The organism is Streptomyces sp. SYP-A7185, assembly GCF_046103685.1.
Classification (GTDB): Bacteria; Actinomycetota; Actinomycetes; order Streptomycetales; family Streptomycetaceae; genus Streptomyces.
This window is the reverse complement of the sequence record NZ_CP122310.1, coordinates 8,948,968-8,973,165: the sequence shown is the minus strand read 5'-3', so window position 1 is coordinate 8,973,165 and position 24,198 is coordinate 8,948,968. Positions and strand designations below refer to the sequence as shown.

The 24,198-nt window shown below is 71.9% G+C and carries 20 protein-coding genes; 8 read left to right on the top strand and 12 right to left on the bottom strand.

Going from position 1 to position 24,198, the window contains the following annotated elements; all coding sequences use genetic code 11:
• Positions 1-216 precede the first annotated feature (216 nt).
• The gene (locus tag QBL25_RS39500; protein ID WP_409061780.1) at positions 217-1,029 is read left to right on the top strand and encodes a YhjD/YihY/BrkB family envelope integrity protein; all 813 of its coding nucleotides are present in this window, start codon (positions 217-219) and stop codon (positions 1,027-1,029) included.
• Here the strand turns inward: QBL25_RS39500 and QBL25_RS39495 are convergent.
• Positions 1,021-2,424, bottom strand: a complete 1,404-nt coding sequence (locus QBL25_RS39495) for a DUF2252 domain-containing protein (protein WP_409061779.1) — start codon at positions 2,422-2,424, stop codon at positions 1,021-1,023. The two genes, QBL25_RS39500 and QBL25_RS39495, sit on opposite strands and share 9 nt — an antisense overlap.
• Before the next feature lie 127 nt (positions 2,425-2,551).
• On the opposite strand from QBL25_RS39495, the gene QBL25_RS39490 reads away from it, so the two are divergent.
• Positions 2,552-3,856, top strand: coding sequence for a diacylglycerol/lipid kinase family protein (locus QBL25_RS39490; RefSeq protein WP_409061778.1), 1,305 nt, complete (start codon positions 2,552-2,554; stop codon positions 3,854-3,856).
• A gap of 45 nt (positions 3,857-3,901) precedes the next feature.
• On the opposite strand, the gene QBL25_RS39485 is transcribed toward QBL25_RS39490, so the two are convergent.
• A complete protein-coding gene (locus QBL25_RS39485) occupies positions 3,902-4,363 on the bottom strand; it encodes a hypothetical protein (protein WP_409061777.1) in 462 nt (153 codons plus the stop codon).
• Positions 4,364-4,567: 204 nt separating this feature from the next.
• Here QBL25_RS39485 and QBL25_RS39480 point away from each other — a divergent pair, with 204 nt between their 5' ends.
• Both QBL25_RS39480 and QBL25_RS39475 read left to right on the top strand, forming a co-directional pair.
• Positions 4,568-4,840 (top strand): hypothetical protein, encoded by a 273-nt coding sequence (locus QBL25_RS39480; protein ID WP_409061776.1) that lies wholly within the window; start codon positions 4,568-4,570, stop codon positions 4,838-4,840.
• A 178-nt stretch (positions 4,841-5,018) separates the two neighbouring features.
• Positions 5,019-5,498, top strand: coding sequence for a response regulator transcription factor (locus QBL25_RS39475; protein ID WP_409061775.1), 480 nt, complete (start codon positions 5,019-5,021; stop codon positions 5,496-5,498).
• Positions 5,499-5,534: 36 nt separating this feature from the next.
• Here the strand turns inward: QBL25_RS39475 and QBL25_RS39470 are convergent, their stop codons facing one another.
• From QBL25_RS39470 to QBL25_RS39460, 3 genes are all read right to left on the bottom strand, one after another.
• Positions 5,535-7,814 carry a LuxR C-terminal-related transcriptional regulator gene (locus QBL25_RS39470; RefSeq protein ID WP_409061774.1) on the bottom strand — a complete coding sequence of 760 codons (2,280 nt, stop codon included), beginning with the start codon at positions 7,812-7,814 and terminating at the stop codon, positions 5,535-5,537.
• Positions 7,815-7,976: 162 nt separating this feature from the next.
• On the bottom strand, positions 7,977-8,462 hold the full coding sequence (locus QBL25_RS39465) for a DUF1269 domain-containing protein (RefSeq protein WP_409061773.1): 486 nt from the start codon (positions 8,460-8,462) through the stop codon (positions 7,977-7,979).
• Entirely contained in the window at positions 8,462-9,016 is a 555-nt protein-coding gene (locus QBL25_RS39460) for a DUF1269 domain-containing protein (protein ID WP_409061772.1), read from the bottom strand. The genes QBL25_RS39465 and QBL25_RS39460 overlap by 1 nt, the downstream gene beginning before the upstream one ends.
• Positions 9,017-9,152: 136 nt before the next feature.
• Between QBL25_RS39460 and QBL25_RS39455 the strand changes: the two genes are divergently transcribed.
• The 3 genes from QBL25_RS39455 to QBL25_RS39445 are packed head-to-tail and all read left to right on the top strand — an operon-like array spanning position 9,153 to position 14,809.
• The gene (locus QBL25_RS39455; RefSeq protein ID WP_409061771.1) at positions 9,153-10,586 is read left to right on the top strand and encodes a hypothetical protein; all 1,434 of its coding nucleotides are present in this window, start codon (positions 9,153-9,155) and stop codon (positions 10,584-10,586) included.
• A gap of 30 nt (positions 10,587-10,616) precedes the next feature.
• Positions 10,617-13,316: an MGH1-like glycoside hydrolase domain-containing protein gene (locus QBL25_RS39450; protein WP_409061770.1), complete on the top strand. Its 2,700-nt coding sequence runs from the start codon at positions 10,617-10,619 to the stop codon at positions 13,314-13,316.
• Entirely contained in the window at positions 13,313-14,809 is a 1,497-nt protein-coding gene (locus tag QBL25_RS39445) for an alpha-amylase (protein WP_409061769.1), read from the top strand. The genes QBL25_RS39450 and QBL25_RS39445 overlap by 4 nt, the downstream gene beginning before the upstream one ends.
• A gap of 82 nt (positions 14,810-14,891) precedes the next feature.
• Here the strand turns inward: QBL25_RS39445 and QBL25_RS39440 are convergent, their stop codons facing one another.
• Genes QBL25_RS39440 through QBL25_RS39425 form a run of 4 tightly spaced genes read right to left on the bottom strand, consistent with a single transcriptional unit; the run spans position 14,892 to position 20,760 of the window.
• Complete coding sequence (locus QBL25_RS39440) at positions 14,892-16,586, bottom strand: SulP family inorganic anion transporter (RefSeq protein ID WP_409061768.1); 1,695 nt, start codon at positions 16,584-16,586, stop codon at positions 14,892-14,894.
• 4 nt (positions 16,587-16,590) lie between these two features.
• Positions 16,591-19,326 carry a cation-translocating P-type ATPase gene (locus QBL25_RS39435; protein WP_409061767.1) on the bottom strand — a complete coding sequence of 912 codons (2,736 nt, stop codon included), beginning with the start codon at positions 19,324-19,326 and terminating at the stop codon, positions 16,591-16,593.
• Positions 19,323-20,315: a polyphosphate kinase 2 family protein gene (locus QBL25_RS39430; protein WP_409061766.1), complete on the bottom strand. Its 993-nt coding sequence runs from the start codon at positions 20,313-20,315 to the stop codon at positions 19,323-19,325. The genes QBL25_RS39435 and QBL25_RS39430 overlap by 4 nt, the downstream gene beginning before the upstream one ends.
• A gap of 22 nt (positions 20,316-20,337) precedes the next feature.
• Entirely contained in the window at positions 20,338-20,760 is a 423-nt protein-coding gene (locus QBL25_RS39425; protein ID WP_409061765.1) for a hypothetical protein, read from the bottom strand.
• 182 nt (positions 20,761-20,942) lie between these two features.
• On the opposite strand from QBL25_RS39425, the gene QBL25_RS39420 reads away from it, so the two are divergent.
• Positions 20,943-22,424 carry an MFS transporter gene (locus QBL25_RS39420; RefSeq protein ID WP_409062940.1) on the top strand — a complete coding sequence of 494 codons (1,482 nt, stop codon included), beginning with the start codon at positions 20,943-20,945 and terminating at the stop codon, positions 22,422-22,424.
• Positions 22,425-22,476: 52 nt separating this feature from the next.
• Here the strand turns inward: QBL25_RS39420 and QBL25_RS39415 are convergent, their stop codons facing one another.
• The 3 genes from QBL25_RS39415 to QBL25_RS39405 form a co-directional block, all read right to left on the bottom strand.
• Positions 22,477-23,043, bottom strand: coding sequence for an RDD family protein (locus QBL25_RS39415; RefSeq protein WP_409061764.1), 567 nt, complete (start codon positions 23,041-23,043; stop codon positions 22,477-22,479).
• A complete protein-coding gene (locus QBL25_RS39410; RefSeq protein ID WP_409061763.1) occupies positions 23,040-23,717 on the bottom strand; it encodes a hypothetical protein in 678 nt (225 codons plus the stop codon). Before QBL25_RS39410 ends, QBL25_RS39415 begins: the two co-directional genes overlap by 4 nt.
• Before the next feature lie 62 nt (positions 23,718-23,779).
• Positions 23,780-24,190 carry a hypothetical protein gene (locus QBL25_RS39405; RefSeq protein WP_409061762.1) on the bottom strand — a complete coding sequence of 137 codons (411 nt, stop codon included), beginning with the start codon at positions 24,188-24,190 and terminating at the stop codon, positions 23,780-23,782.
• Between the last annotated feature and the right edge of the window lie 8 nt (positions 24,191-24,198).

Here is a 24,198-nt window from a genome sequence, read left to right as displayed (position 1 = left end):
GCCCGACGAGAGATCTCCACGATGAGGCCGACGCCGAGCCCGGCCCTGATCATGTCCTGAGCGGCGCCCGGACCGGGCGCGTGCCGACCGGCCGCACACCGCCCGGCCACTCCGCCTCGCCGAGCCCCGTCACCCGGAGCGGGCGACGTGCGGGGGACCGCCGCGTCCCATGGTGGCCCGTGCAGGAGTGTGCCGTCGCCGCGGAAGGATGCCGCCATGCCGCCGATCGCGGATGCCGCCCGACCGCTGGCGGGCCGTCTCGTCCAGCAACTGGTGCGCATCAACATCCTGGACATGGCGACACGACTGGCCGCGCAGGCGTTCTTGGCCGCCCTGCCCATGCTCATCGCCGTGGCGTCGTTCAGCCCGGACGGCGTTAGGCGTGAACTGCTGCGCTCGCTGCGCACGTTGCTCGGCACCGGCGGCCCCGTGGTGGCGCAGACCGAGGAGTTGAGCGCCGGCGGCGACAACACCCTGCACAGCTGGGGCGCGGCCGGCGTGCTGGTCGCGCTGCTGTCCGCCACGGCGTTCACGCGCGCCCTGCAACGCCTGTGCGAGAACTCCTGGGGACTGCCGCGCGCGAGCATCAGGATCGCGGTGTGGCGCTGGGCCGTGTGGCTGTTGGTGTGGATCGTGATGCTGGTGGTGCAGGGCACGCTGCACCGGGCCTTCGGAGCCGGCGTCCTGCTCGGGCTCCCGCTGCAACTGGCGGCGGCCGTCCTGATGTGGTGGTGGACCCAGCGTCTGCTGCTCGCCGGGCGGGTGGCGTGGCTGCCGCTGCTGCCGGGCGCCGTCCTGACCGGCACGGCCGTGGTGGTGTTCTGCGCGCTGTCGGGGCTGTGGCTGCCGCGCGCCCTGCACATGAGCACGGATCGCTATGGGGCGCTCGGTTCGGTGTTCACCATGCTGTCCTGGCTGATCCTCTTCTTCACGTGTGTGGTCTTCGGGGTCGCCACCGGCCGGGTGTTCGCCCAGGAGGAGTTCTTGCGCCACCGGCTCGGTGGCGCGGCAAAAGTACCGTCACGCTGACGCCGCGCTCACCCGCCCGGCCCGTACCGCCGCGGCCAGCGCCGCGTGGTCCCGCTCGTTCTGGTCCGCGTAGGCCTCCGCGAAACGCGCAAGCGCCCGGTCGAAGGTGTCGGAGCGGCCCAGGTAGGCGGCGATGGCGATCCGGTCGCCGGAGCGTGCGTGGGCCCGGGCCAGCGTGGCACCGCAGACCCGGCCGAACAGGCGCATGACGTCCGGGCTCATCAGCTCGGCCTGCGGAATGGCCTTCCAGTCCCGCAGCTGCCGCACGTAGAAGTCGCGTTCGTGGCCGTCGAAGCCCTCGGCCCGCTCCCAGCCCAGGAACATGTCGCTGGTCGCCTGCATCAACCGCTGGCCGCTGACCACGCGTTCCCCCTGATTGGCACAGGCGCTCGGCCCCGCGAAGTCCGCGAGCACCGAGGTCTGCGCCTCCTTGGCCTGGAGCAGCAGCGGGTCGCCGTCGTCCCGGCCCAGCAGCAGGACGATCCAGCAGCGGGTGCCCACACTGCCCACCCCCACCACCTTGCGGGCCATGTCGACCACCCGGTACTGGGCCAGCAGCGCCCGCCGGTCGGCGGTCAGCGTGTGCGCGTAGCGCTCGATCAGATCCCGCAACTGCTCCTCGATGTGCTTGCGCTCCACGTCCGGCAGGAAGTCGCCCAGCGGCGTGATCAGGGGGCGGTCGGGGGTGAGGCGCAGCTCCCCGTCGACCACGTGGGCCAGCTTCTCCAGCGCCTGGATGTGGTCCCGGCCGCGCGCCTTGCCCATCGCCCGGGACATCCGCCGCCGCGTCCGGGGATCCAGCCTGGCGGAGATCGTGGCGTACAGCTGCTCGGCGTCGATGCGCGCGTACCAGACGTCGAGGGTCCGCATCCCGGCGAAGCGGTGCATCCACGTCCGGTACGAGCGGCCCGCCGCCCGCACCACCCGGGCCCGGTCCGCCGTACGGAACCCGTTGCCGCGGCCCGCGATGACCAGGCTGGCCGCGAGGCGTTTGACGTCCCACTCCCAGGGGCCCGGCAGAGTCTCGTCGAAGTCGTTGACGTCGAACATCAGGTGCCGCTCCGGTGAGGCGAGCAGCCGGAAGTTCAGCATGTGCGCGTCTCCGCACAACTGGGCCCGCAGTCCGGTCGCCGGAGTGGCCGCCAGGTCGGCGGCCATGATCGCCGCGGCGCCCCGGTAGAAGCGGAACGGCGATTCGAGCATGCGTCCGTAGCGGATCGGCACCAGCTCCTGAAGCCTGCTGGCCGACTGCCGTTCGATCGCGTCGACCGGGTCCGGCCGGTCGGCGGCGGGAGCGAAGGCGGCGTGGCCGGAGCGCGGGACCCGGGAGCGGGCCGCCCTGCCCCGGGCCGCCCGCTCCTGGACGGAGAGATGACGGCGCGCGGTCTCGTTCATGGTGCCCTCCCTCGTGGACGCTGAGCACTCTGCCCGCGACCGGCGCCCCGGGGCGTCACCCCGCCCGTGTGAAGTCGCCTCTCAGGGGTGAGGCCTCACGCGGGCGCGGTGCCGCAGACTGACGGGCATGGAACCCACGATGCGCAATCGCCGGTGGCTGGCTCGTGCGTCCCTGGCGGGCGCGGCTTCCGCGGTGCTGGTCCTCGGGGTGTTCGCGGGGGTGCGGACCTTCGCCTTGCTGGGTGTGGGCTTGGCCGGTCTCGCGGTGACGGCCGCGGCGGTCTGGTGGGTGCTCAGCCGGCGGGGGCTGCCGCGGTTCCTCGCGGCGGTACTGGCCCTGGCCGCCCCGATCGGGGTTCTGGTGGCCTACACCCGGGCGCAGCTGACCTGGGTCGTCGTCGTGTCGATCGGTCTGTGGCTGCTGGCGGCGGGCGCGGGGCGTGCGGCGCTGGGCCCGCGGTCGGCCACGCCGCCCGTGCCGCAGCGCCCCTCGCCGACGTTCCGCCGGCCGGCCCTGATCATGAACCCGCGCTCGGGCGGGGGCAAGGTCGTCCGCTTCGAGCTGCGCGAGCGCGCCGAAGCGCTGGGAGCCCGGGTGGTGCTCCTGGAGGGCCCCGACGTCATCGACGTGGCCGAACTCGCCCGCACCTGCGCGGCCGAGGGCGCCGATCTGCTGGGGGTGGCGGGCGGGGACGGCACCCAGGCGCTGGTGGCCGAGGTCGCCGCGTCCCTGGACCTGCCCTTCCTGGTGATCCCCGCGGGCACCCGCAACCACTTCGCCCTGGACCTGGGCCTGGACCGCGACGATCCCGCCAAGGCCCTGGACGCCCTGCGCGACGGGGTGGAGATGGTGGTGGACCTGGGCAGGGCGGGCGGCCTGCCCTTCGTCAACAACGTGTCGTTCGGCGCCTACGCCGAAGTGGTGCAGTCCCCCTCGTACCGGGACGGCAAGACCCGCACCACCCTCGAACTCCTCCCCGACCTCCTCCTGCGCCACCGCGGCGCGCGGCTCATGGCACGCGCCGACAAGCATGAGTTCACCGATCCGCAGGCCCTGCTGGTGAGCAACAACCCCTACGGGGTGAACGACGTCGCCGGGCTCGGGCGCCGCACACGCCTCGACGGCGGCATCCTGGGCTGCGTCGGCGTGCGGGTCACCACGGCCTCGCAGGCGGTGGGCCTGCTGCGGGGCAGGAAGTCCGCCGGGCTGACCACCGCGACCGCCACCAGCGTGGTCGTCGACGCCGACCAGGAACGCATCCCGGTGGGCGTCGACGGCGAAGCCCTTCAACTGGAGGTGCCGGTGCACTGCGAGGTGCGGCCCGGGGCCCTGCGCGTGGTCGTGCCCCGGCGGCGGCCGGGGCTGTACCGGGAACGGCCGCCGCTCGACTGGCGTCTCCTGGCCCGGCTCGGCCTGACGTCGAAGCACTGACGAAGCACTGCCAAGCCCCGGCCGTGCGGGGCGCGCGCCAGGGCACTACAACGGCTCTCCGTACGCCTTGTGTGCCTCGCGACGCCCGTACGAGGCGAGCGACCAGATCACCACGACGTCCAGCGCGATGATGATGGCCGACCACACCGGCTGGTAGGGCGTGAAGAAGAAGTTCTGCAGTGCGCTGAGCCCCATGACGGAGATGCCGACGGCACGCGCCCACGTGCGGCCCCGGAAGAGGCTGAGGCCCGCCGCGAGGACGACGACACCGATGATCATCTGGACCCAGCCGCGGCCGTTCACGTCGAAGTCGAAGGGGTAGTCGTTCTGCGATTGGTAGTAGTTGTCGCTGAGGATCGCGGTGAGGCCCGCGATCGTGTGGAAGGCGCCGATGATGACCATCACGCAGACGGCGAAGACGACTCCGCCGAGAGCGGGCGCGCTGACGTGGGGCTCCGGTTCGGGCGTACCGGACCGGACGTGGCCCCGCGAACTCTGCTCCACCATGTCGACGACCTCCTCCTGGATGAGTCCGGTGGACCCGTTGAGTCCGGAGCATCCCGCCCCCGCTCGCCCCGCCGGTTCACCCGCAGCGGATGAGCCCCCGCGTGCGGCGGTTTCCGTCACCCACGCAAGGTGATGCCGTGAGCCGTACCGCCGCGAGAATGGAGGGCGACGGTCGGCCTTCGGTGTGACGACAGGAGGGACGCCATGGATGGGGCGCAGGCGGGCTCCGGTCCTGAACCGGCCGGAGTGCCCTCCGGCGGTGGCGACTTCGAGATCCGCGTCGGAGGCAGGATCGGTGAGACGTTCAAGTCGGCGTTCGGTGAACTGACGGTGGTGCTGCGCCCCGCCGAGACGGTGCTGCTGGGCGCGGGCCTCGACCAGGCCGCCCTGTACGCGATCCTCGACCGCATCCAGGCGCTCGGTCTCGAACTCCTGGAGGTGCGCCGGCTGCCCGGGCCCGCGGGCAGCACCGGCTAGCCGCGCCCGGCGCGCGATGCCTGCCGCACGGCCGGGGCGAGCGAGGGTCTCTTTCCGGACCGGTCGTACGGAACCGGAAATCCGCATCGCGAATCCGGGCCGGTCGTCCCCTTCCACCACCCCGGCAGGCCCCCCACCCTGGAGGTGGTGATGCCCTGCACAAGGGGAGGTGAGGGGCATGTCCACAGCACCGTGCGCCCACGCGGACGGCGGGCCTCAGGGGAAGGCCCGGGCGTCCGATCTGCGCGGCAGGCTGCGTTCCCTGGGCCATGAGGCCACACCGATGGACGAGGCGGTGACGACCTGCCTGTTGTGGGTCGCCGGCGCCCTTTTGGAGGTCGCCGTGGAGGTGGGCGACGCGCGCGGCGCGGGAGCGCTGGTCCACCGCGCCTCGGCCGTCCTGGCCGAGCTGCCCCCGGGACACCCACCACCGCCGGAAGACGCGGCACGGGCAGCATGCCGTCCCGAGCCGTTGACGGATCGTCAGCTGGCCGTGCTCCGGCACCTGCAGCAGGAGGCCTCACTGAGGCAGATCGCCGACGGCCTGTACGTCTCGCACAACACCGTCAAGAGCCACACCCGTGCCGTGTACCGCAAGCTCGGCGCCCGTTCCCGGGCCGAGGCCGTGCACCGGGCACAGCAACTGGGCCTGGTGTAGGCCGAAGCGGCCATGGGCGGCCCGCCCCCGGTGCACTCACAGCAGCTCCAGTTCGCGCGCCCTGCGGACGGCGGCCGAGCGCCGGGAGACGGAGAGCTTGCGGTAGACGCTCTTGAGGTGCGTCTTGACCGTGTTGACCGACAGATACAGCTCTTGTGCGATCTCTTCCGTGGTCATCATCTGCGCCAGCCGGTCCAGTACGTCACGCTCACGTGCGCTGAGTCTCTCGGCGGGGGCCGAAGGGCGGGCCGGGGGCTCGGCCGCGGCGGCCGCGATCCGCCCCGTGCGCACGGAGCCGAGCAGCGCGGTGCACGCCGGTCCCAGGGCCCGCAGCACCGCGTCGGGCAGCCGGGAGCCCGCCACCACGTCGTCGATGGGGACCGCCGCCGGGCCGCCGCCCTCCACCAGGAGGATCAGGGCCGCCGCAAGGGCGCCGAAGTCCGACAGGAACGGGTCGGGCCGGCCGCTCAGCACGGTCCTGCTCCTGGCGAGTTCGCGGCGGGCCCGCCGGGGCTCGCCCCGGGCCAGCTCCACCCAGGCCCGCACGGTGTGCAGGACGGCCGACGAGGGCTCGGCCGTGGTCCAGGAGGGCAAGGGCGGCTGCGTGGCCAAGGTGGCCAGTTCGTCGGCGGCCCGGAAGCGTCCGCGCAGCGCGTCCAGGAGCGCGCGCTCGACCAGGCAGTCCCGGCGCAGGGTCCCGTTGGCGGCGGCGCCGGCGGCCTTGAGCCCCGCGGTCAGGGAGGCGTCGGCCGCCTTGAGATGACCGGCCCGCAGTTCGCCGCTGCCCCGGATGGTCAGGGTGAGGGCGAGGATCTCGGGGCTGTGCACCAGCAGGGCGTGCGGCAGCCGCAGCCCGGCCGACTCCGCGTCGGCCGCGGCGGCCCGGGCCTCCTGGGGATCGCGGGAGCGCAGCCGCTCCATACGGATCACCGCGTGGGCCATGCGGCACCGCGCCTCGCGCCCGCTCTCCTCCGCCGCAAGGCGGCCGAGCAGCGCCGCGGAGCGCTCCAGGTGCCGGGCGCATGCCGCGTCGTCGCCGCGGGCCTGGGCGACGGCCGCCGCGAGCAGCACGGGTTCGGGCTCGTCCGCCGGCAGGTCCTCGGGCAGCCGCCGGATCACCTCGACGGGCAGCCGGGCCCTGGCCAGGCCGAGCACCTGCCCGATCGCCAGGCGGTGCACGATCAGCCGGGCCGCCTGGTCCCAGTCGGCCACGGCCAGCAGATGGCGCACCGCGTCGGCGAGCAGACCGTGCGCGTCGAACCAGGCGGCGGCCTTGCGGTGCAAGGTGGCCTCCAGCCCGGGTGCCTCGTGGCGCAGGCACATCCGCAGCACGTCGGCGAACATCTGATGGCAGCGGTACCAGCCCTGGCCGACGGGCCGCAGGAACGAGTTCTCCCGGACCAGGACCGCGAAGTGCCGGCCCGCTTCCTCACCGGAGAGTTCCACGGCCAGTTCCGCGTTCACGCTGTCCAGCAGGCTCGTGGTGAGCAGCAGCCGGCGCATGCCCGCCGGCTGGGCGTCGAGGACCTCCTCGACCAGATAGCTGGCGATCGCCTCGTCGTCTCCGGCGAACTGGGCCACGAACTCGTCGGGTTCCCGGCTCTTCTCCATCGACATGGCGGCCAGCCGCAGCCCCGCCGCCCAGCCCTCGGTGCGCCGCCGCAGGGTGCTCACCGTCTGCTTGGGCACGTCGATGCCGTGCTGGGCCAGCAGCTCCGCCGTCTCCCGGTCGTCGAACGCGAGATCGGCGGTGCGCAGTTCGGTCACCTCGCTGGTGAGCCGTTCGCGCCGCAGGTGCAAGGGCGGGTCCCGGCGCGCGAGCACCACCAGGCGCAGGACACCGGGGGTGTGCCGCAGCAGGGTGGTGACCCCTTCCGCGATCGGCGAGTTGAGGGCGGGGTGGAAGTCGTCCAGGACCAGGACCAGCGGCTCGGCGTACTCGTTCAGACCCTCGGCGAGCGCCGCCACCAGCAGCGGCAGATCGTCCGCCGTGGCCGGTTCCGCCAGGTCCACGCCGGCCGAGCGCAGCGCGTGGGTGACACGCTGCCAGAACACCACCGGCTGCTCCGACTGGCCGTCGCAGGTGACCCAGGCCAGCGGCCCCGGCAGCTGGCGGGTGTGCGCCCACTCCACGGCCAGCGCCGTCTTGCCGGCGCCCACCGGTCCGACGACCACGGTCATCGGGCCGCGCACGCCCCGGGCCAGCCGGTCCGTCAACCGGGGTCGGGACACGAGCCAGCCGGGCAGGGAGGGCGCGGTTGCGGCAGCTTCACGGTCAAGGCCCTCGTCCCGGGTACGGCGTGCTCCCTCGGCCATGCGCGGCACCTCCCTCGGAGCGTGCTGACGCGTCGCAGGGCAAGTGTCGGGCCGGGCGCAGGGGCGCAGAACGCGGCGCGCGCCATCTCACCCGGGTGAAGTTCCCGGGAAAGACGGCGCGCGGCGAGGGCGCTCACCATGCGAGATGCGGGGCCGTAGCGGCTACGCCCCGTGCAGGGCCGCCACCAGTTCTTCCTCACGGTCCTTGGTGAGCGAGGTGCGGATCACGGTGGGGTTGAAGGGGCGTAGCGCATCTCGTACCCGGTCGGGGGTCGAGCGGCGCACGAGCGCGAAGACGGCGGCCCGGCCCGGTTCGAGCGTGCCCGCGATCTCCTTGACGAACGCGTCGTTGATGCCGATGTCGGTGAGCTTGCCGGCCACGGCGCCGGTGGCGGCACCCACCGCGGCGCCGAACACCGGCATCAGGAAGAGCAGTCCGAACAGCGAGCCCCACAGGGCGCCGCCCGCCGCGCCGGTCGCCGTGGTGTTGTAGGTCTGGTTCACGTGGACCTTGCCGTCCGCGGTGCGCCAGGCCAGTGCGGCGTCTTCCAGGTCGAGCAGTTCCTGACGGGACAGTTCCTTCGCGAGGCGCAGGACTCCCTCCGCCTTCTCCTTGTCCGAGAATCCCAGTACGACGAGATCGGCCATCAGGCCCTCCTCCGTGTGTGGCGGGGCTCCGCGCCCCCACCTGATGTGGGTACGACCGGTTCACCCAGGCGTTGTGCCGCGGCCGCGAGTTCGGCGACGACGGGTTCGAGTGCCTCTTCGGTGAGGAAGCCCTCCGCGACGGGCACTCCCCCTGCGTCGCGGATCGCTTTGCGCAAGAACTTGGCCCATACGTGTTCGAGCAGGACGACGGCCGCGGCGGTGTTGGGGTCGAGGGACTCGGCCATCTCCCGGATCTCCGCCGTGCTCAGGCCGAAGGCGTTGCCCTCGGCGAGGCTCGGGTACGTGCTCTGAGCCGCCCGGATCCGCTCCCCCGAGATGCCGAGCAGGGCGGCGACGGTCTCGCCCATCCCCTCCGCCTGGAAGTCGAGGCTGAACAGGTCGCCGTTGGGCTCCTTGCTGACGAAGAGCATGTCGAGGACGCGGATCTGCCCGTTCGCCTCGAGGATGGCCAGCTCCTCGATGATCCGGCCCTCGAACTTGGCGTCCGGGCCGAACTCCACCGTCAGGATCTGCACCGGTCCGATCCCCACCATGATCCCTCCCTCTGGGCGGAACGTCCGCCGTCACGGCCGCCATCACAGCGGCGGATCACCCCCGCCGCTTCACCCGCCGCAGGTGAGCAAGGCACGCCGCGCCGCGGCGACGCTGGCCGACGGAGGTGCGACGCCCATGAGTCAGGAACCGACGCCGGGCCGGCACGACGAGGTGCCCTCCCCGGACACCGCCACCGAGTCCGAAGTGGCGCGCCTGCGCGCCGAGGTCGAGCAACTGCGTGACCGCGCCGGGACCGAGCGACGGCGCCGCCGGCGCCTTCTGACGCTCAGGCGGGTCGTCGCGGCCGTGCTGATCGCCCTGGTCGCCGTCCTGGCGGTCACCTCGGTCGTGGGGGTGTGGGGCTCGCGCACCACCTTGAACACCGACCGCTGGATCGCCACGGTGGGCCCGCTGCCCGAGGATCCGAAGGTGAACGCCGCCGTCTCCGCGTACCTGTCGAACGAGATCTTCGACCAACTCGACGTCGAGCAGCGGCTCGCGGAGGCATTGCCGCCCCGCGCCTCCTTCCTCGCCGAGCCGGTCACCGGGGCCGTCCACGACTTCGTGCGGGAGCGGATCTCGAAGCTCATCGCGACGGATCAGTTCCAGGACCTGTGGCGGGCGACGAACGAGCGCGCGCACCGGCGGATCGTCGCGGTCCTCGAGCGGCGCAACGAGAACGTGCGGGTCGAGGGCGACACGGTGGCCCTGAACCTGCTGCCGATGGTCAACAACCTGCTGACGTCCCTGGAGGAGCAACTGCCCTCCATGTTCGGCAAGAAGCTGGACCTGCCCGCGCTGTCCTCCGGCGAGATACCGCCCGGTCTGCACGACCGCATCGAGAAGGCGCTGGGGGTGAGCCTGCCCGAGGACTTCGGGCAGATCCGGCTCTACAACCGCGACGAACTCGGTCAGCTGCAAGATGCCGTCGTCGTGTTCAAGAAGGCCGTGGTGGGACTGCTCATCGGCGTGCCGGTCCTGCTCGCCCTGGCCCTGTGGGTCTCCCCCGACCGGCGGCGCACCCTGCTCCAGCTGGGCCTGTGGCTGGTGGTGACCGTCACGGTGCTGACGAGCGTGCTGCGGGCCGTGCGGGACCAGCTCCTGGGTCAGGTGGCCCCGGGCGTCTACCGCGAGGGCGTGGCCGCGGCCCTGTGGACCGTCTTCACCACCTTGCGCGAACGGGGCGACCAGTTGCTGTGGCTCGGTGTCGCCATCGCCGTGCTGGCCTACCTCGTCGGCCCGGGGCGCGTGCCGGTGGCCCTGCGCCGGCACACCGCCCGGGGGGCACGGGCCACCGGTCACTTTGTGGCGCGCACCGGCGAGCGGCTCACCCATGACTCGCCGGTGCGGCCGTGGCTGACCCGGCATGCCGATGTGCTGCGGGTGTCCGGACTCGTCGTCGCGGTCCTGATCGCCCTGCTCCTCTCCTCGTGGACCGCGCTGCTCGTCATCGCCTGCGTGCTCGCCGCGTACGAGATCGCGATCACGCTGCTCGCCAGGACGGAGGGCTCACCCCCGGCAGGTGAGGCCGGTCCGCACACGCCCGCGAAGACTGGGGCATCCGGCTGACCGAGGGCAACCGAGGGCGGGAGACACGGCATGAAGTTCCAGACGCACGCCGGTCGGATCGGACCGGTCGGCGACAAGAGCGACCGGTCCCGCCTGTGGGGCCCGTACCTGAGCGAACGTCAGTGGGGCACCGTCCGCGAGGACTACAGCGCCGGGGGCGACGCGTGGTCGTACTTCCCGCACGACCACGCCCGCTCGCGCGCCTACCGCTGGGGCGAGGACGGCCTGGGCGGCGTCTGCGACGAGAAGCAGCGGCTGTGCCTGGCGCTCGCCCTGTGGAACGGCCGCGACCCGATCCTCAAGGAGCGCGCCTTCGGCCTCACCAACGGCGAGGGCAACCACGGCGAGGACGTCAAGGAGTACTACTTCTACCTCGACAGCACACCGAGCCACTCCTACATGCGCTACCTGTACAAGTACCCCCAGGCCGCGTTCCCCTACGGCGAGCTCGCCGAGGTCAACCGGAACCGCACGCGCCAGGAGTTCGAGTACGAGCTGCTCGACACCGGTGTGTTCGACGAGAACCGCTACTTCGACGTGACGGTGGAGTACGCCAAGGCGGATCACGACGACCTCCTGATGCGGATCACCGTCGACAACCGCGGCCCCGACGAGGCGACGCTGCACGTGCTGCCCACACTGTGGTTCCGCAACACCTGGTCCTGGGGCGCGCACCCCGACCGGGACGCCCGGCCGCGCCTGCGGGCGGCCGAAGGCCCGCGCTCGACGCTCACGGTCCGGGCCGACCACCCGGAGCTGGGCAGCTACGACCTGCGGTGCTCCGAACCGGCCACGCTGCTGTTCACCGAGAACGAGACCCACCACGAGCGGCTGTTCGGCACCCCCAGCGCCTCTCCCTACGTCAAGGACGGCATCGGCCGCCACATCGTGGACCAGGAGGAAGGCGCCGTCAATCCGGCCCAGGAGGGCACGAAGGCGGCCGTGCACCACCGGCTGAGCGTGCCCGCCGGCGGGTCCGAGACGTTGCGGCTGCGTCTTGGACCCGCGGGTGCCCAGCTCTCGCTGGCCCGGGGCTTCGACTCGGTGTTCAACGACCGTCTCGCCGAAGCGGACGCCTTCTACCGGGAGCTGACCCCGGCGCGCGCGGGCGAGGACGAGGCCCGCGTGATGCGTCAGGCACTGGCCGGGATGCTCTGGTCGAAGCAGTACTACGCCTTCGACCTGGAGACCTGGCTGGCCGAGCACGACCTGACGCCCTGGAGCGCGCCCCGGCCCGGGATCCGCAACCGCGAGTGGTTCCACATGGTCAGCGACGACATCGTGTCGATGCCCGACAAGTGGGAGTACCCCTGGTTCGCCGCCTGGGACCTGGCGTTCCACGCGGTGGCCTACGCGGCCGTGGACATCGGCTTCGCCAAACAGCAGCTCGAACTGCTGCTGCGCGACTCCTACCTGCACCCCAACGGCCAGATCCCCGCCTACGAGTGGAACTTCGGCGACGTCAACCCGCCGGTGCACGCCTGGGCCGCGTACTTCGTGTACATGGTCGAGAAAGGCACCACCGGCCAGGCGGACCGCGCGTTCCTGGAGCGCACCTTCCAGAAGCTGCTCACGAACTTCACCTGGTGGGTCAACCGCAAGGACCCGCACGGCCGCAACGTCTTCCAGGGCGGCTTCCTCGGTCTGGACAACATCGGCGTCTTCGACCGCAGTGCGCCGCTGCCCACCGGAGGCACCCTGGAGCAGGCCGACGGCACGGCCTGGATGGCCCTGTACTGCCAGTCGATGCTCCAGATCGCGCTGGAACTCGTCGAGCACAACGCGGCGTACGAGGACCTCGTCCTGAAGTTCGTCGAGCACTATCTGTGGATAGCCGCCTCGATGGACCGCCTCGGCGACCTCGGCGACGAACTGTGGGACGAGGAGGACGGCTTCTTCTACGACGTGCTGCGCCTGCCCGACGGGCAAGCGGTCCGGCTGAAGGTCCGCTCCATGGTGGGACTGCTGCCGCTGTGCGCGTCGACCGTCTTCCGGCCCGAGCAGCTGGAGCACCTGTCGGGCCTGGTCGAGCGGCTCCAGCGGTTCGCCGAACGCCACCCCTCGCTGTCGGTGACACTCACCGCGGCCCAGGCCGGGAAGGCGGGCGGGCCACGGCTGCTGTCCGTGGTGGACGAGAAGAAACTGGTGCGGATGCTCGCCCACCTCCTGTCCGAGGACGAGTTCTTGAGCCCGTACGGGATCAGGGCCCTCTCCCGCCACCATGCCGAGCACCCGTACTCCTTCTGGGTGCACGGCCAGGAGTACAAGGTCGCCTACCTGCCCGCCGAGTCGGACACCGGCATGTTCGGCGGCAACTCCAACTGGCGCGGACCGGTGTGGCTGCCGATGAACACGCTCGTGATCCGCGGGCTGCTCAACCTCTACGGCTTCTACGGGGACGACCTGACCGTCGAGTGCCCCACCGGTTCGGGGGTGCACAAGAACCTCTTCGAGGTGTCCCAGGAGATCTCCGCCCGGCTCACCCGCATCTTCCTGCGCGACGAGGACGGCGCGCGCCCCGTCTACGGCGGCCAGCAGGTCTTCCGGGACGATCCGCACTGGCGCGACCTGATCTCCTTCTACGAGTACTTCCACGGCGACAACGGCGCCGGCATCGGCGCCTCCCACCAGACCGGCTGGACCGGTCTGGTCGCCGCCCTGATGAAGATCTTCGGCACGCTGGGCCCGGAGGACTTCGGCCCCGGACCCACCAGGAGGAAGAGCCGATGACCGCGCTGCCGGCACAGCCCGTCGTGTACGAGGTCAACACCCGCGTGTGGCTCGGGGAGATCGCGCGGCGCACCGGCCGCCCGACCGGTCTCGGCGACGTGCCGAAGGACTGCTGGGACGAGATCACCCCCTCCGGCGTCGACGCCGTGTGGCTGATGGGCGTGTGGGAGCGCAGCCCTCAGGGGCGCGCCATCGCCCTGGACGACTCCGAGCTGCGCGGCGCGTTCCACGCCGCGCTCCCCGACGCGGCCGACGACGACATCGCCGGCTCGCCCTACTGCATCCGCCGCTACGAGGTCGACGCGGCACTCGGCGGCGCCGCGGGGCTGGTCGCCGCCCGGACGGAACTCGACCGGCGGGGCGTGGGACTGCTCCTTGACTACGTGCCCAATCACGTGGCGCCGGACAGCCCCTGGGTGGGCGAGTACCCCGAGTACTTCGTGCGCGGAGACGCCGAAGACCTGCAGCGGGATCCGGCCGGGTTCCTCGACACGGGCCGGGCCGTCCTGGCCCGGGGCCGCGACCCGTTCTTCCCGCCCTGGCCGGACGTGGTGCAACTGAACGCCTTCGCACCCCAGTTGCGCAGGGCCACCGCACACCTCCTGGGTCACATCGGCCGGTTCTGCGACGGGCTGCGCTGCGACATGGCCATGCTGCTGATGAACGACGTCTTCGCACGGACGTGGGGCGAGCGGGTGGGGCCCGCGCCCGCCGCGGACTTCTGGCCCGATGTGATCTCCGAGGTCCGCACGGAGCACCCCCGTCTGATCTTCGCGGCCGAGGCGTACTGGGACCTCGAATGGGCCCTGCAACAGCAGGGGTTCGACTTCTGCTACGACAAGCGGCTCTACGACCGGCTGCTGCACGAGAGCCCCGAGGCCGTCCGGGGGCATCTGCGCGCCGAGGAGGACTACCAGCGCAAGCTCGTCCGCTTCCTGGAGAACCACGACGAGCCGCGGGCCGCACAGACGCTGGAGCCGGCCAAGGAGCGGGCCGCGGCCACCCTGATCGCCACCCTGCCCGGTGCCACGCTGTGGCACGAGGGGCAGTTCACCGGGCGCCGCGTCCATCTGCCCGTGTTCCTGGACCGGCGCCCGGACGAGCCCGCCGACGTGTCCCTGCGCGCCTTCCACGAACGGCTGCTGGCGGGCGTGCACGCCAGCGGGATGCGCACGGGCCGCTGGCAGCTCCTGGACTGCGAGGGCTGGTCCGACAACGACACCGGCCGCGACCTGGTCGCCTCGTGCTGGACAGGCCCCGCGGGCCGGTTCCTGACCGTGGTGAACCTCTCCGCGCATCCGGCCCAGGCCCGCGTCCGGCTGCCGTGGACCGAACTCCTCGGCCCCGCCACCTGGGAACTGCGCGACGTACTCGGCTCCCAGCGGTACGAACGCCGGGGAGCGGAGCTCCTGGAGAGCGGACTGTACGTCGATCTGCCGCCCTGGGGGTCCCACGTGCTGTCCGTCATGAGCGGTTCCCCACCCGTGTCCTGACCGGACGGGGCCCGGCCCCAGGCACCCAGGTGATCCACTGCTCCGTCCTCCCGGCGGCCGGACCCCGCAGGGCCGGGCGGAGTCAGCCCCAGTCCGTGCCGGTCCGTGCGCGATAGGCCTCGATCGCGCTCTCCACCGTCGGGTAGAAGGCGGCCGGGTCGAAGGTGCGGGTCAGACCATAGCGTTCGATCTTGCGCCGTACGGGGTCCTTCAGCTCGGCGAAGACCAGGGCGACCCCACGCTCCTGGAGCGTGCGGTCCAAGTCCTCCAGGACGTCGGCCGCGGTCGTGTCCACGTCGGTCACCGGCTCGGCCGCGATCAGCACGCACTCCAGCGGTGCGGTGGTGCGGGTGTAGCGCAGCACCTGGTCGCGGAACGTCTTGGCGTTGGCGAAGAACAAAGGCGCGTCGAAGCGCACCATCACCAGGCCCGGCAGGCGTTCGGCGTTCTGGTGGGAGCGGACGTCGTGGTACCCCTCCAGGCCGGGCACCCGTCCCAGCTCCGTGCTGTAGGGCCACCACGCACGCCGGAACACGTTCAGGATGGACAGGCCCACCGCGACCGCGATGCCCGGCAGCACGCCGAGCAGCGCCACGCCCAAGAAGGCCGCGACGCACAGCCAGAACTCCGCTTTGCGCTGGCGCCACAACCGCGCCGTGCCGCGCGGGTCGGCCAGGGACAGCGAGGCGGTGATGACCACCGCGGCCAAGGTGGGCTGCGGCAGGTCACGGAAGAGGCCCGGCAGCAGCACCAGCATGAGCACGATCAGTGCGGCGCCGACCACCCCGGTGAGCTGGGTCCTGGCTCCGGCGCGTTCGGCCACCGCCGTCCGCGAACCGCTCGTACTGACGGGGAAGCCCTGGAACAGGCCGGCGGCGACGTTGGCCGAGCCGATGGCGATCATCTCGTTGTCGCCGCGGACCTCCTGGCCGGTGCGGTTGGCGAACGCCGAGGCGTTGGAGATGGTGTCGGCCAGCGACACCAGCGCGATGCCCAGCGCGCCGACGAACAGCGGCCCCAGGTCGTCCCAGCGCACGTCGGGGACGGTGAAGGGCGGCAGCCCCTCGGGCAGCCGGCCGACCAGCCGCACGCCGTGCTCGCCCAGCTCGAACAGGACCGACGCGCCGATGGCGAGCACCACCATGACCAGCACGGCCGGCACCTTGGGCAGCAGGCGCTGGAGGAACAGGATCAAGACGATGCCGCAGCCGCCCACGGTGAGCGCGGCGGGCACCGCGTCCCCGTCGGCAAGACCGGCGACGAAGGCGTCCACTTCGGCGATGAGGCCGTCGGCGTCCGTGGAGAAGCCGAACAGCTTGGGCAGCTGGCCGACGAGGATGGTCAGGGCCAGGCCGTTCATATAGCCGATCATGGTCGGCTTGGAGATGAGGTCGGCGACGAAGCCCAGCCGCGCCACCCCCGCCAGAATCGTGATCGTCCCGACCATCAGGGCGAGGACCGAGGCCAGCGCGACCGCGCGGGCGGGGTCACCGTCGGAGGCCACCAGCGGCAGGACCGTCGCCGCGATCATCGGCCCCAGCGAGGAGTCGGGACCGAGCACCAGAATGCGGGAGGGCCCCGCCACGGCGTAAGCCAGCAGGCACAGCACGGACGTGTACAGGCCGGTGATCGGAGGCAGCCCCGCCAGCTCCGCGTACGCCATCCCCTGCGGCACGAGGAGCGTGGTCAGGACGATCCCGGCGACCAGGTCCTTGAACAGCCACTCACGACGGTAGGTGCGCACCGTCCGCACACCGGGTACTGCTTTGAACCCCACCGGTTCACCCCGGCCCCGCGCCCGCGGCCTTCCGGCGCCGGGCGACGAGTTTGCCCAGCTCCCACAGGACGAGGAGGCCGAGCGCCGGCAGGAGCGCCCAGCCGAACTGACCGATGCCGAGCGGCACGGTGTCCAGCAGCCGGTTGAAGGCGTCCGTCTGCGTCACCAGCACGGCGAGCACGAACTCGCCCAGGATCGTCCAGTTCAGCTGCTTGCTGTCGAAGGTGTCGGCGCTGAGCACCGTCCCGGTCTGGCTGCGGCACTCCAGGGCGGCCACGATCAGGCACAGCGCGAACGACGCGAAGGCGATGGAGTTGCCCACGCGCACGCTGTCGTAGCGCGACGCCCCCAGCTGGATCAGACACAGCAGCCCGACGGCGATGGCCGTCCCGGCCAGAGCGACCGTGAGCATCAGGGCGGGCGTCATGACGGGTTCACCGCGCGGGCGCGGACGCCGGGTCATCAGCCCGGGGCTGACCCGGTCGAAGCCGAGGGAGAACCCGAAGGCCGCGTTGACCACGAAGTGGATCCACAGCACCTGCGCGGGCGTGAACGGCTCGCCGTCGGCGATGTCGAACAGCGCGGCGCCCAGGAACGTCAGCACGAACACGACCAGGAGCACCAGGACGAAGCGGATGTACTTGGTGAGGTTGTCGTAGATCTTGCGGCCCTGTTCCACCGCGTGGACGATCGTCGCGAAGTTGTCGTCGGAGAGGATCATCCGCCCGGCGTTCTTGGCCACCTCGGTGCCCGACCCCATGGCGATGCCGATGTCGGCGGCCTTGATGGCCGGGGCGTCGTTGACGCCGTCGCCGGTCATGGCGACCACGTCGCCCTTCTTCTTCAGGGTGTCGGCAAGCAGCACCTTGTGCTCGGGGGCCACACGGCCCACCACGCCGATGGCGTCGATACGGGCCAGCCGCTCGTCCTGTGACAGGGCGGCGAAGTCCGCGCCGAGGATCGCCTCGCCGCCGATGCCGATCTGCTCGGCGACCGCGGCACCGGTGATGACGTCGTCGCCGGTGACCATCCGCACGCGGATGTTGGCGGCCTGCGCGGCGGCCACGGCCGCCCGGGACTCCTCGCGCGGCGGATCGACCATGCCGACGAGACTGGTGACCCGCAACTCGTCCACCAGCGCCAGCAGATCGCCGTCCGGCGCGAACGCCGCGGGGTCCAGGTCCCGGGTGGCGGCGGCCATCACCCGGCGTCCCGCGCGCTCCATCCGCTCGACCTCGCCCTCGGCCCGCGCCCGCAGGCCCGCGTCGAACGCGATCTCCCCATGGCCCGACAGGACGGTGGTGGTGCGGGCAAGGACGGCGGGCGCCGCGCCTTTGACGAAGCAGCGGACGACCGGCTGTCCCTTGTCGTCGGTGGCCGGGTGGAAGGTGGCCATCAGTTTGTAGGCCGGATCGAACGGCAGGGTGGCGATCCGGGGCAGTCGCTCGCGGGTGGCGGCCACGTCGAGGCCCGCCTTGTGGCCGAGGACGAGCAGCGCGCCTTCGGTGGGATCACCCACCAGCCGCCCGTCGACCAGCGAGGCGTCACTGGCGACGAGATACGGCAGGATCGCGTCGTCGAGGGCGGTGCTGTTGCCGGCGGCGCGGTGGACCTTGCCTTCGAGGGAGTAGCCGCTGCCCGAGACGGTGTAGCGGTCAAAGGCGTCCACGACTTCGACCGCGGTCATCTGGTTCATCGTCAGGGTGCCGGTCTTGTCGGAGTTCACGGCCGAGGTGAAGCCCAGTGTCTCCACGGACGGCAGGTCCTTGACGATGGCGTGCCGCCGGGCCAGGTCGAGGCCCCCCAGGGACAGGATCGTCTGCGTCACGGTCGGCAGCGCCTCGGGAACGGCGGCGATGGCCAGCGACACGGCGCTGATGAACAGCGCGTCCCAGGCCTCGCCCCGCCCTCGGCCGAGGGTGAACATCACGACCATGGTGATTCCCGCCGCACCGACGATCCACAGCGTCAGCCGGTTCAACTCGCGGGTGAGCGGGGACTCTTCGCGCCGGGTGGCCGACAGCATGCCCGAGATCCGGCCCAGTTCGGTGGCGGCACCGGTGGCGGTGACGACCATGACACCGCTGCCATGGGTGACCGGCGTGGTCATGAAGGCCATGTCCGTCTGGTCGGCCGGCCCCAGGTCCTCCCCCGTCACCGCCGTGGCGTCCTTCGCCACGGGAACACTCTCGCCGGTGAGCGCGGACTCGTCGATCTGCAAGGCGCTCGCCGACACCAGCCGCCCGTCCGCGGGGACCTCCTCCCCCGCGGCGAGCAGCACGATGTCCCCCACCACGACCTCCTCGGCGGGGATCTCGGCCTCGCGCCCCTCACGCCGCACCCGGGCCGTGGCCTTCGTCATCGCCTTCAGGGCGTTCATGGCGCTCTCCGCCTTGCCCTCCTGGCGGATCCCGATGACCGCGTTCAGCACGGTCAGGGCCATCAACACCACCGCCGTGCCCCACTCCTGGATGGCGAGCGACACCACCGCGGACGCGACGAGGATCATCTGCATGTACGAGGTGAACTGGCCGAGGAACTTCCGCCACCCCGGGGTCGGCCGCTCCTCCGGCAGGACGTTGGGCCCGTCCGCGGCGCGCCGCTCGGCCACCCGGGCGGCGTCCAGCCCCAGGGCCGGGTCGACGCCGAGCTGCCCGGCCACCGCCTGGGCCGAACGCGCGTACCAGGCGTGCTCCGGTGAAACGGGTGCGCCCTCCTGCCGCGGCGCCCGGGCCGTCATCGTGACCGCCTCCGTCCACCTCGGTGGCCGGTCGACTCCGCATAAGGGTCGCGGGGCGCACCGCGCGGCGCCTCCTCCTCCAACTGCTTCTTCTCAAGCTCCAGTTCGTGGCGGCTCTTGTCGTCGATCTCCGGAAAGCGCGGATCGAGATCGATCAAGGTGTGGGCGAGCACCGCGGCCGCGCAGATGCGGGCATACCACTTGTGGTCGGCCGGGATCACGTACCACGGGGCCCAAGGCGTGCTCGTGGCGGACAGCATGGCGGAGAACGCCGCCTGGTACTCGTCCCACCGGGTGCGTTCGCGGGCGTCGGCGGCCGAGAACTTCCAGTTCCGGTCGGGCACGTCGATCCGCTTGAGGAAGCGGATGCGCTGCTCCTCCTTGGACAGGTTCAAGAACACCTTGACGACCCGGAACCCGTTGTCCGTCAGATAGCGCTCCCACGCGTTGATCTCCCGGAAGCGCCGCCGCCACAGCTTCTTCCTGCCCTTGGCCTTGCCCGGCAGCCGCTGGCGGTCCAGGAGTTCGGGGTGCACCCGCACCACGAGCACCTCTTCGTAATGCGACCGGTTGAAGATACCGATCTCGCCGCGGCGCGGCAGATCGCGGGCGTAGCGCCACAGGTAGTCGTGCTCCAACTCCTCGGTCGAGGGCACTTTGAAGCCGGCCACGTGCACGCCCTGCGGGTTCACCCCGCTCATGACGTGGCGGATCGTGCCGTCCTTGCCTCCCGCGTCCAGGGCCTGGAGACACAGCAGCACCCCGTGCCTGCCCTCGGCCGCCAGCCTCTGCTGGTAGTCGGCCAGCAGGAGAACCCCGCCGCGCAGCAGCTCCTCGCCCTCCTTCCGGTTCTTGATGCCTGCCTTGCGGGCGGGGTCGAAGTCCTTGGACAGGTTCACCTTCGAGCCCGGCTCGACTCGCAGCGGCGCGACGAATTCGGCGATCCGCTCGGCCCTCGCGTCCCTGGTACGTGCCCGTCCGTCCTTCATGGGACCCCTTCGGCTGCTTCGGCTAGTACAGGGTTTCCTTCTTCACCACGCACAGGCCCCAGATGACGAAGCCGTTCAGCGCGATCAGCGTCAGGGACCACAGGGGGTAGTACGGGATCGACAGGAAGTTCGCGATCAGCATGAGCGCGGCGATGATCACGCCCGTGACACGGGCCCACTTCATGGCGACCAGCAGGCCGAGGCTGACGGCCACCGCGATCACACCGAAGATCATGTGGATCCAGCCCCAGGTCGTCAGGTCGAACTCGAATACGTACTCGGGCGTGTTGAGGAACACCTTGTCCTCGAGCGCCGCCATCAGGCCGCGGCAGAAGGCCATGGACCCGGAGATGAACAGCATCACCGCCGCGAAGATCGTCAACCCGGCGGCAGCCACCGCTTTCGCGGTGGTGGCACTGCGGTCGTGGGTGGTCGAGGTGGTCATGACCGAACCCCCATGCTCCTGGAGGGTGCCGATTGCACCGCTGTGACGCCGAGTCTCGCCACCGGCCGGTGCCCGGTCGTCACCCTCCAGGGGTGACGCCCGTGACCGGGCCCGTCAAGAGGCTGACCGTGGACCGGTCCGACCGGGGATCCGACAGCGGATCCGGCAGCGGAAGCGAGGCGATGAGCGTGGCGTCCGAACCCGAGGAAGCAGCGGCCCGACGGCTCCGCCGCGACCGGCGCCGGATCCTGGCGCCGCTCGCCCTCGCCCAGTTCATCTGCAGCTTCGCCGGGTCGAACATGACCGTCATGATCCAGGACATCAGCGAGGACCTGGACACCACCGTGCAGGGCGTGCAGATCGCGATCACCGCCTTCCTGCTGGTGATGGCGGCCCTCATGATCCCGGCCGGCATCCTCACCGAACGCTTCGGCCGCAAGCGCTGCCTCATCGTCGGCCTCTGCGTGTACGGGGTCGGGGCCCTGCTCAGTGCTGCCGCGCCCGGTCTGGGCGTCCTCATCCTGGGCAACTCGATCCTGGAGGGCATCGGCACCGCCCTGCTCATCCCGCCGGTCTACATCCTGACGACGCTGCTGTTCACGCAGGTCACCGAACGGGCCCGCGCGTTCGGGGCGATCATGGCGATGGGCGGGGTCGGCGCGGCGGCCGGGCCGCTGCTCGGCGGGCTCATCACCACGGCCATCAGCTGGCGGGCGGCCTTCGTCTTCCAGGCCGTCGTGGTCGCGGTCATCGTCGTGCTGAGCCGTCACCTCGTCGACCCGCTGCCCGTGGACACCGGGCGCGACTTCGACACCGTGGGCGCCATCCTGTCCGCCGTCGGTCTGATCCTCGTGGTCATGGGGATCCTCGCCACGGACGACAACGGCTGGCTGGCGGCCGGTCTGCTGCTGGTCGGCGCCCTCGTCCTGCTGTTCTTCTTCCGCTGGGTCCGCGCCAAGGAGCGTGCCGGGGCACCGGCCCTGCTGCCCTCCGAGCTGTTCCGCAACCGCACGTCCAACCTCGGTCTGATCACCCAGCACACCCAGTGGCTGATGCTCATGGGCGTGTCCTTCGTGGTCGCCGCCTACCTTCAGGTCGTACGGGGCTACGACGCGATCAGCACCGGCGTCATCTTCACCGCCTCCACGGTGGGCCTGCTCGCCAGCTCGCTCGGCGCCGAGCGGTTCGCCAAGCGGCGCGAACAGCGCACCCTGGTCATGGCCGGCTTCGCCGTGACGGTCTGCGGCATCGGCGTGCTCATCGCCCTGTCGCAGGGTTCACCGAGCGCCTGGAGCTTCACCCCCGGGCTGCTGCTCATCGGCCTGGGGCTCGGGGTGATGCTGACGCCGTCGGTGAACATCGTGCAGTCGAGTTTCCCCGAGGACCTCCAGGGTGAGATCTCCGGGCTCTCCCGCAGCGTGTCGAACCTCGGCTCGTCGGTGGGCACCGCGGTCGCGGGCACCATCCTGGTCGCCGACCCGGCCGCGGGACCGTACGCCGTCGCGCTCGTGGTGCTGGCCGTCATCGGTCTCGGCGGGCTCGGCGCCGCCGCGAGGCTGCCGCGCACGCCGGCGCCGGAGCGGGCCTCTGCCGAGGGGGCTTCCGCCGAGGAGTCCTCCGCCGAGAGGGGCGGCGGGCCGCGTCATCGTCACCGCCGGGCATAGGGCCCGCTCTTGCAAGGCCCCCTGTGAGGGGGCCGGCTCGTGTGCGGCCCCCTCACTTGGGGCCGACTCGGTGCTCGGCCGCCGCGGGGCCGTGGGGCGCGGTCCAGTGGAGGCGGTCGTACGAGACCGCGCTGGCCACCAGCAGATCCTGAAGGGACGCCCGGCGTCTGCTGAACGGGACCCACCACAGTCCCACCGGGACCGTCACGCACAGCGCGGCACGCGCCAGGGAACGCGGCAGTCCCAGGAGGTGGCCTGCGCGGTCGGTGACGCGCAGGCCCATCAGGCGGCAGCCGGGCGTGCTGCCGATCGCGGCCCAGGCACCCCCCAGGTAGGCGACCGCCACGGCCCAACTGACCGGCGCGGAGAGCCAGGTGGGGAACTCGGGGAAGCGGAAGGGGGGTCCGGTGGCGAGCAGCAGCGCAAGCCCGGCGCCCACCTGGACCGCGAGCCCCGCCAGCGCCAAAATCAACGCGTCGACCCCGGCCGCGACCCCGCGCGAGACGATCCCGGCGGCTTCGAGCCCGGCGGCTTCAGTCCCGGCCGCTTTGGTCCCGGCGGCTTCGAGCCCGGCGGCTTCAGTCCCGGCCGCGCCGTCCCCGCCACCGTCCGCGGTCACGGGGGCGCCGGGGCGCTGCCGTCGGGCTGAGGGCGGCCGGGGGCATGGCGACGGGCAGGATCCGGCCCGTCGCCCCGGGGCAGCTCGAAGCGGGCGTCCCCCTGAGGCGGGCCGCCGTCACCGTCGGACCTGCCCGTCCGGCGCAGCAGGCGGTCGGCCAAGCGGTTCACGTTGCGGTCTCCGCGCCGGCCGAGCACCCGGACCGCCTCCACGGTCTCCACCGTCATCCCTCCCCCGGTGTCGCGGACGATCCGCCCGAGATCTATCTCGCGCAGCACGTCACGGGTGAGGCCCACCAGATCGATCCGGTCCAGCACCGCGTCGACGTCGACCCGGTCGGCGACCCGGTCCACGTCGACACGATCGGCCACCCGGTCCACGTCGACACGGTCCGCCACACGCCCCACGTCGACGCGATCAGCCACCCGGTCCACGTCCACGCGATCAGCCACCCGGTCCACGTCCACGCGGACGGCGACCCGCTCGACGTCCACCCGGTCGGCGACCCGGTTCACGTCGACGCGCGCGATCACGGCGTCCAGGTCGATGCGGTCGAGCACCGTCATGACCAACGGGCGCAGCAGCAGGCCCGTCGCCTCTCCCAGCAGTCCCCCCGCACCCCGCGCCCACCGGATGACGGTGGCCACCGGGCACGCCGCGTTCTCTTGTGCCATTCGGCGACCGAAGCAGGAGATCGCGGGCCGGACATCCTCCGTGGTGGGTGAGCCGGCACCCCTCACTCCGGCAGGACCAGCAACTCCTTTGCCGCACGGGGCGGTTGGGGTGCCGGCTGCTCCACTCGCGCCACGTCGAAGGGCACGCCCCGCTGCTCCGCCAGCATGTGGGCCAACTGCAGGACGCTGTCCCCGCTGGCCCCGAGGTCCCTGGTGTCCGGCAGGTCGACGCGCACGCCCGTGCCGCCCGCGCGAATGGCGGCGTGCAGCACCCGCCCGAGCCGGGCCTCGGCAGCCGGGCCGACCGCACCACGCACCTCGATCACCAGGCAGCCGTCGACCCGCCGCAACACCACCGGCGACGCATCGGGCCGGGCCACCCGCGCGCTGCCCGCCCACGGCCTCGAAACCCGTGCCCACAGGTCACTCGCCACCAGCACCTTCGGCCGGCGGACAGGGACGCTCCACGCCATGGCCCACC